General features: G+C 60.8%; 6 protein-coding genes. 1 reads left to right on the forward strand and 5 read right to left on the reverse strand.

Annotation, left to right across the window (positions count from 1 at the left end):
- Positions 1–257: 257 nt before the first annotated feature.
- Positions 258–761: a GreA/GreB family elongation factor gene (locus Q0K06_RS13440; protein ID WP_294553533.1), complete on the reverse strand. Its 504-nt coding sequence runs from the start codon at positions 759–761 to the stop codon at positions 258–260.
- A 280-nt stretch (positions 762–1,041) separates the two neighbouring features.
- Positions 1,042–2,100: an aspartate carbamoyltransferase gene (gene pyrB / locus Q0K06_RS13445; RefSeq protein ID WP_294553535.1), complete on the reverse strand. Its 1,059-nt coding sequence runs from the start codon at positions 2,098–2,100 to the stop codon at positions 1,042–1,044.
- A 213-nt stretch (positions 2,101–2,313) separates the two neighbouring features.
- On the opposite strand from pyrB, the gene Q0K06_RS13450 reads away from it, so the two are divergent.
- Positions 2,314–2,871: a putative ABC transporter permease gene (locus Q0K06_RS13450; RefSeq protein ID WP_294553537.1), complete on the forward strand. Its 558-nt coding sequence runs from the start codon at positions 2,314–2,316 to the stop codon at positions 2,869–2,871.
- A gap of 167 nt (positions 2,872–3,038) precedes the next feature.
- On the opposite strand, the gene Q0K06_RS13455 is transcribed toward Q0K06_RS13450, so the two are convergent.
- The 3 genes from Q0K06_RS13455 to Q0K06_RS13465 form a co-directional block, all read right to left on the reverse strand.
- Complete coding sequence (locus Q0K06_RS13455) at positions 3,039–4,802, reverse strand: DUF4367 domain-containing protein (RefSeq protein ID WP_294553540.1); 1,764 nt, start codon at positions 4,800–4,802, stop codon at positions 3,039–3,041.
- A gap of 105 nt (positions 4,803–4,907) precedes the next feature.
- A complete protein-coding gene (locus Q0K06_RS13460; RefSeq protein ID WP_294553543.1) occupies positions 4,908–5,405 on the reverse strand; it encodes an RNA polymerase sigma factor in 498 nt (165 codons plus the stop codon).
- Positions 5,406–5,798: 393 nt separating this feature from the next.
- Positions 5,799–7,034, reverse strand: a 1,236-nt coding sequence (locus Q0K06_RS13465; protein ID WP_294553546.1) for a dihydroxy-acid dehydratase, incomplete at its 5' end; no start/stop codon positions are given.

Consider the following 7,034-nt stretch of genomic DNA (forward strand, 5'->3'; position numbering starts at 1 on the left):
AATCTATCGGGGAGTCCTTTTTTTGTCCATAGCTATAAGCTCTTTATCCACTGGCAGACCCAGTGGTTCTTTAAGCAGCAGAAAGCGGGTCCGCCGTACGGCGGACCCGCTTTCCTGTGTGTGTAAGAAAAGAGAGGGAGGAGGGAAAACTTCTGTCATCTGCTGACAGTAAGAGAATACCATGATTCCTCTCAAAAAGATTGACTAATTTATAAAGAACTTGTGAACAATTTGAAAACAACTTCGCGCAGAAACAATCAGAAGCGGTTAAGCGGCACAGAGCCGTCATCCTCCCCTTTTTCTATGGCCTTCACCACCGCATAGTAGCCATAGTTGTCGTTGACCTTGATATAAAACCGCTCCCCCACATGCTTGCCCAGCAGGGCCGCGCCCACAGGGGACTCTTTGCTGATACGTCCATGGAGCGCGTCCTGCCGCATGGTGGTGACCACCTGATAGGTCCTGGTTACGTCATCCTTCTCCAGGTACACGTCCACCTTGTCATAAAGTCCCACCATGTCCGGTGCAGTCTGCTCCGAGATAACCACCGCCGTGCGGATCATGTTCTCCAGGAATCGAATGCGGCTCTCATTCCGGTTCTTCTCCTGCTTGGCCGCCTTATACTCAAAGTTTTCGCTGAGATCACCAAAGCCCCTGGCCTCCTTTACTGCCTCCAGCAGCTTGGGCCGCAGTGTAATCCGCCGATAATCCAGTTCCTCCCGCATCAGCTGGAGATCTTTCTGGGTCAATTCGTTGTGCATGTCGCCGCTTCCTTTTCATGGTTTTCTCCATCCGGCAGCAGGACCGGGTCTGTCCGCAGGCGCCGCCGTTTTCCCGATTATATCACATCTCGCCCCCATGGTCAAAGCAGCCAGTCGCTCCCCGGACAGGCTTTTTCTTTCGCTGAAGCGGTCCGCTTGTGGCAGACGGCATAAGCGTCTCACAGGGCGCTGCGGCAATATGGCGGCAGGCCGGACTTCCGGGTCAAAGACGTCAAAGCTCCGGCTTCCAATGGAAGCCGGAGCTTTGACGTCTGCATATTTACACCAGCTGGGCGTCGCAGAAAGCGCAGCAGTCCACGCCGCCGTTCTTCTTCACCAGCGGGGGGAGATAGTGGTCGGTCTGGGTGATGCAGTTCGGGTTATGACACACGGGCTGAGTGCCAATCTCCACCGCGCCGGGACTCATGCGGGGCTGGTTGGCCAGTTCAATGAGGAGGGACATGCGGGCAAACATGCCGTACCGGGCCTGCTCAAAGTAGACCGCCCGGGGATCGTCGTCCACGTCGATGGAGATCTCGTCCACACGGGGCAGGGGGTGCATCACCAGCAGATCTTTCCTGGCCCGCTCCAGCTTGCTGCGGGTGAGGATATAGATTCCCTTGTTGCGCTCATACTCCAGGGGGTCTACAAAGCGCTCCCGCTGAATACGGGTCATGTAGAGCACGTCCAGCTGGGGCATAACGGTCTCCAGGCCGGTGACTTCCACGAACCACATACCGTTCTCACGCATGAAGGCCCGCATATACTCAGGCACTGCCAGCTCACGGGGGGAGATGAGGTAAAACTTGATATCCCTGAACTTGGCCATCGCCTTAATGAGGGAGTGGACGGTGCGGCCGTTCTTCAGGTCGCCGCACAATCCCACGGACAGGCCATCCACGCCGCCGTGGAGCCGGGTGATCGTGGTCAGGTCGGCCATAGTCTGAGTGGGATGCATATGCCCGCCGTCACCGGCGTTGATCACCGGCACGTCCGAGTACAGGGAGGCCGCCTTGGCCGCGCCCTCACGGGGATTGCGCATTACCACTACATCGGCGTAGCCGGAGACCATCTTGATGGTGTCCTTCAGGGTCTCGCCCTTGGCAGTTGAGGTGGACTTGGGGTCGGCAAAGCCGAACACCGAGCCGCCTACCCGGAGCATAGCCGTCTGGAAGGAGAAATTGGTCCGGGTGGAGGGCTCGTAAAAGAGGCTGGCCATCACCTTTCCCCTACAAGCGTCCATATAATCGGCAGGGTGGTCGATAATGTCACTGCACCGCTTATACAGTGCGTCCCACTCCGCCCGAGGCAAATCGCCAAAATCAATCAGATGCCGCATGCCCATCTTCCCCCATTTTAATTATTCGGATTATGATATCATATTTCTCCGCCGGGGACAAGGAGTGTTTTCACCAATTTCCTTCGTTTTTCCTTTTTCACTCTGTCGAACTCTACCGGCAGCCCGGACGGCCTGTCTTTTGTCAGAAACTGCCCGTATGTTTTGCGCCGTTCCGACCATGCTAAAGGCAATTTCCTTTCTGGAGGTGCAGGCATGGCGGTGTGGTTCTGGTACTTTGTGCTGTACAGCTTCGTGGGCTTTGTTTTGGAGGTGCTCTTTGCCCGGGTCACAGGCAACCCAAAACGGGACCGGAAGTGCCACCTCTTTCTCCCGTTCTGCCCGGTGTACGGCCTGGGTGCGGTGCTCATCCTGCTGCTGCCCCCGGCGGTGCTGTCCAATCCCCTGCTGCTGTTTTTCTGCGGCTCCCTGGCCGCCACTGCCGCCGAGTACGCCATGGCGGTGGTGTACCACTACGCTGCCGGGGTGGATTTCTGGGATTACAGCCACCTGCCCCTCCATCTGGGGGGCAGGGTGTGCCTGCTCTTCTCCGGGCTGTGGGGCCTGCTCTCCCTGGGGCTTATGGGGCTGATCCAGCCCTGGGCCTCGGTGCTCCTCCCCGCCATTCCCGGCTGGATTACCCTCCCCGCCGCCGTCCTGGTGACTGCCGACGCCGTTCTCACCTTTTATGTCCTGCGTCGGGAACGGAGCACTGAAGCACTGCGCTGGTACCTCCGTGTAGGGCACAGTCAGAAGCGGAAACAGGCCTCCTGACAAAAACGCCCCCGCCGGGCCTGCGGCGCGCGGAGCGCAAACTTTTACGCAGCGCAGCGCAAGGGCAGCTGCATTTTGGAAAACCGCCGGAAGAGTCCTTGGACTTTTCCGGCGGCCTGAGAAACAGCCGGGCGCTTCCGCGCCCGGCTGTTTTATGCGGTGCCTGTTCAGCTGTTGCCTGGGACCGCGGCGATGGAGTCTACCATCCGTTTGGCCTCCTCCAGGGTAAAGCTGCCGCTGATGGAGCCCTCAATATTGCCGCTCTTCCAGGCCACGGTGCGCCAGTCCCCGTTGGTCATGATGTAGTAGGTGACGCCGTTGTGCTCGTACTCTGTCACAGGGCAGTCGTCCTTCATGTACACAGTGGTGCGGCCGTCATCTCCGTCCCCGAGCAGGCTGAGATTGACCATGAGACATTCGCCGTCTCTCACATAGACGCCGTCAAACTCCACGCCGCTCCGCAGCTCCACGGCCTCGCTCTCTTCGGGCACAAAGCCCTCCGGCACCCAGGCGGGCAACAGCCCCGGGTCCAGGCCATAGTCCTCCAGCGCCTGGGTCAGGCTGTCATACTGCTTATATTCCGGTCTGATGACCTGGCCGCTGCTCTCCTCTTTGGGGCGCTCCTGGGACCATCTGGGGATGGAATCCACCATCCGTTTGGCCTCCTCCAGCGTGATGCCGCCGCTGATGTAGCCGGAGACATGGCCGTCCTGCCAGGCAACCGCATAACCCGTGTCACAGGAGTAAAGGCCAAATTCCACGCCGTTGTGCATGTAATACGCCGGCGCTCCGGTAATGCCTGCGAACACAGGGGGCTCCACCGCCGTCTCATTATCCCACCACTCCAGATGGATGGTCAGGGTCTTTTGGGCCCGGCTGTTGTCATAGACCGCGTGGACTGTGGTTACTCCTCTGTCAAACCCGCTGCTGATATCGCATTTTTCAAAGCCGGCGGGCCGCCAGTTGGGGGCCATGCGGACATCCAGGTTGCAGGCCGTCAGCATGGACTGGATGCTGTTGCCCAGAGGGATATAGTCGGTGCTGGGGGCTGTGTAGACCGGTTCTCCCGCCGGACGGGTGATGGACTCTATCAGCGTCTCCGCCATCTCTACCGTCAGGTTGCCGGTCAAGTCGCCGGTTAGGTTCTCCCGGTTCCACAAAATCCGGGCAGTTTCGTCCCCTGTCACCGTAATATAATATGAGGTGCCGTCACAGACATACTGTTCTGTGTTCTGCTCCCCTGGCACAGCAAGGGAGGTGGACACGCCGTCCAGGTCATAACGGACAATCTCCAAAGAATACCCCTTACCTGCACCGTCCTGCCACTGGGCCGTAATCAAGGTGGACTGCATTTCCTGAGAAACCTGAGCGGTCTCTTCCAGCCGTCCGAACCCCTCCTCCTCTCCCGGAGTCCAGGTGGGCGCCATAGGGACTGTGATTCCGTTGGCATCCAGCGCCTCCTGAAGCGTGGTATAGGTGCCCTCCACAGCGGCGCTGCTCTCCTGGGCGGCTGTGCTGCCTGGGAACCAGAACTCTTCCCTGCCCCATTTTGCAAAAAAGCCCAGCACGTCGATACCGGCAGCCTGGCAGATGAGCAGGCAGCTGGCGGCCGCCACAGCCGCCACAGCTGCAATACGGGCGGCAAGCCGCCGCCTCCGGGGCCTGCCGGACGCGGGGAGCACAGTGAAAGCGGGCTGCTCCCGCCCGGCGTCCCTGTCTCCCCGGATCAGATCCCTGTGCTTCTCGCGGAAGGTTCTCAGCGCCTCCTCCGTGTCAAACTTGGATGCCTCCGGCTCCATTTTCTCCATGGCGGCCAGGAAGTCATCCACTGCCGCAGGGTCAAATGACTCCTCCTCCATCCGGTCCAGATAGTCGGAGAGGGCCTCGGTCCGCTCCTCCAGCGCCATGTCGTTCCACCGTTGTTCAGGCATCCTTGTTCACCTCCTCCTTATCGTCCGCAAAACGGACGATAAAAGCGCCATATGGCGCTTTCCGCGCCCCTTTCATTAAGAATATTGCATCACAGCGTCATTTCGTTACAGGGCGTCAGACTTTTTTATTTTTTCCATCAGTTCTCTGCACCGTCCTCTGGCCCGGAAGAGCCTGGTGCGAGAATTGAGCTCTGAGATGCCAAGTCTCCGTGCGATCTCCTCATGGCTGAGCTCTTCCTCATAGTACAAAAGCAGGATCGCCCGCTCCCGGGGTGTCAGTCCTTCGGGCAGGCAGTCTGCCAGGGCCTCGGTCTCCCGATGCGGAGCCGCCAGATCAAAGTCCTGCTCCAGCGGCACCTCCATCCGGTTTCGAGCTGCCCGCACCTCGGTGAGAATCAGGTGCTGAAGGGTCTTCCACAGCCAGCCTGACGGGTTGGGATGTCCTGCTACCTGCTCCTGCTTGCGCAGGAGCAGGACAAAGGCGTCCTCTACCAGCTCCTCGGCGATCTCCATCCGCCGCAGCTGCGCGTAGGCATACCGCACCATTCTGGGCGCGTTGAGCCGGTAGAGCTCGCTGAACCACTGGTCCATATTCTGTTGCACTGATCTCCGCGCCCCCCTTTCCCGTCAGATCGCCCCGCTGATATACCGAAATGATAGGGAATTTGTTTCATCATAGCAAATTTCCCTGTCCGTTGCAAGCGGGCCCGCCCCTGTAAAGGCCGCCCAAACGGTGAAAAACGGCGGGTCCCGTCTGAACGGGGCCCGCCGTACTGCATTTTCTCTCGCTTTACTCCAGCACCGCCCCGCGGGCCGCGCTGGTCACCTGCTTGGCGTACCGGGCCAGACAGCCGGCCTTGCCCCCACGGGGCAGGCCCCGCGGGGGCCCCGCGGGAATTTGCTCGGCGGAAATGAATCCCGCCTGCGCCAAGGTTTTCGCGTTGCGAAAACGCTTGTGCGCCCTCACGGGCGGACAAGGTCAAGCCCGGACAGCTCTCACTCCAGCACCGCCCCGCGGGCCGCGCTGGTCACCTGCTTGGCGTACCGGGCCAGATAGCCGGTCTTGACCTTGGGCTCGGGACACACCCACTTGGCCTTGCGCTGGGCCAGGGTGTCAGCGTCCACCAGCAGATCAATCCTGCAGTTGGGGATGTCGATGGAGATGGTATCCCCCTCCTCCACAAAGGCGATGGGTCCGCCCTGGGCAGCCTCGGGACAGATGTGGCCGATGGATGCGCCCCGGGTGGCGCCGGAGAAGCGGCCGTCGGTGATGAGGGCCACCTCCTTGTCCAGGCCCATGCCGGCGATGGCGCTGGTGGGGTTGAGCATCTCCCGCATGCCCGGGCCCCCCTTGGGTCCCTCATACCGGATAACCACCACGTCGCCGGGGACAATCTTGCCCTGGTAGATGGCCTGGATGGCGTCCTCCTCGCTGTCAAAGACACGGGCGGGGCCGGTGTGGACCATCATCTCCTCGGCCACGGCGGACTGCTTGACCACACAGCCCTCGGGGGCCAGGGAACCCTTGAGAACGGCGATGCCGCCGTAGGGGGAGTAGGGGTTGTCGATGGGCCGGATAAGCTCGGGGTCCAGGTTCTCCACGCCCTCCAGGTTCTCAGCCACCGTCCTGCCGGTGACGGTCATGACGGAGGTGTCCAGCAGGCCCTTCTTGGTCAGCTCCTTCATGACCGCGTACACGCCGCCCGCCCGGTCCAGATCCTCGATGTAGGTGTCGCCCGCAGGGGCCAGGTGGCACAGGTTGGGGGTCTTACGGGAGATCTGGTTGGCGTATTCCAGGTCCAGCTCAATACCGCACTCGTGGGCGATGGCGGGCAGGTGGAGCATGGAGTTGGTGGAGCAGCCCAGGGCCATGTCCAGGGTCTCAGCGTTGTGGAAGGCGGCCTCGGTCATGATATCCCGGGGCTTGATGTCCTTTTTCACCAGCTCCATGATCTGCATGCCGGTGTGCTTGGCCAGCCGCAGACGGGCGGACATGACCGCGGGGATGGTGCCGTTGCCCCGCAGGGCCATACCGATGCCCTCGGTGAGGCAGTTCATGGAGTTGGCGGTGTACATACCGGAGCAGGAGCCGCAGGTGGGGCAGGCGTTGTTCTCATAGTCCTCCACGCCGGCCTCGTCCAGCTTGCCAGCCTTGTAGGCGCCCACGGCCTCAAACATGTGGCTCAGGCAGGAGCGGCGGCCGTCCTGGAGCCGTCCGGCCAGCATGGGGCC

This window comes from uncultured Pseudoflavonifractor sp., from assembly GCF_944387805.1.
In the GTDB taxonomy this organism is placed as follows: domain Bacteria; phylum Bacillota; class Clostridia; order Oscillospirales; family Oscillospiraceae; genus Pseudoflavonifractor.

Excerpts from the sequence above, each read along its gene's own strand:
- Q0K06_RS13440 (WP_294553533.1), bottom strand. The coding sequence starts at position 761 with ATGCACAACGAATTGACCCAGAAAGATCTCCAGCTGATGCGGGAGGAA.
- Q0K06_RS13455 (WP_294553540.1), bottom strand. The coding sequence starts at position 4,802 with ATGCCTGAACAACGGTGGAACGACATGGCGCTGGAGGAGCGGACCGAG.
- Q0K06_RS13450 (WP_294553537.1), top strand. The coding sequence starts at position 2,314 with ATGGCGGTGTGGTTCTGGTACTTTGTGCTGTACAGCTTCGTGGGCTTT.
- pyrB (WP_294553535.1), bottom strand. The coding sequence starts at position 2,100 with ATGCGGCATCTGATTGATTTTGGCGATTTGCCTCGGGCGGAGTGGGAC.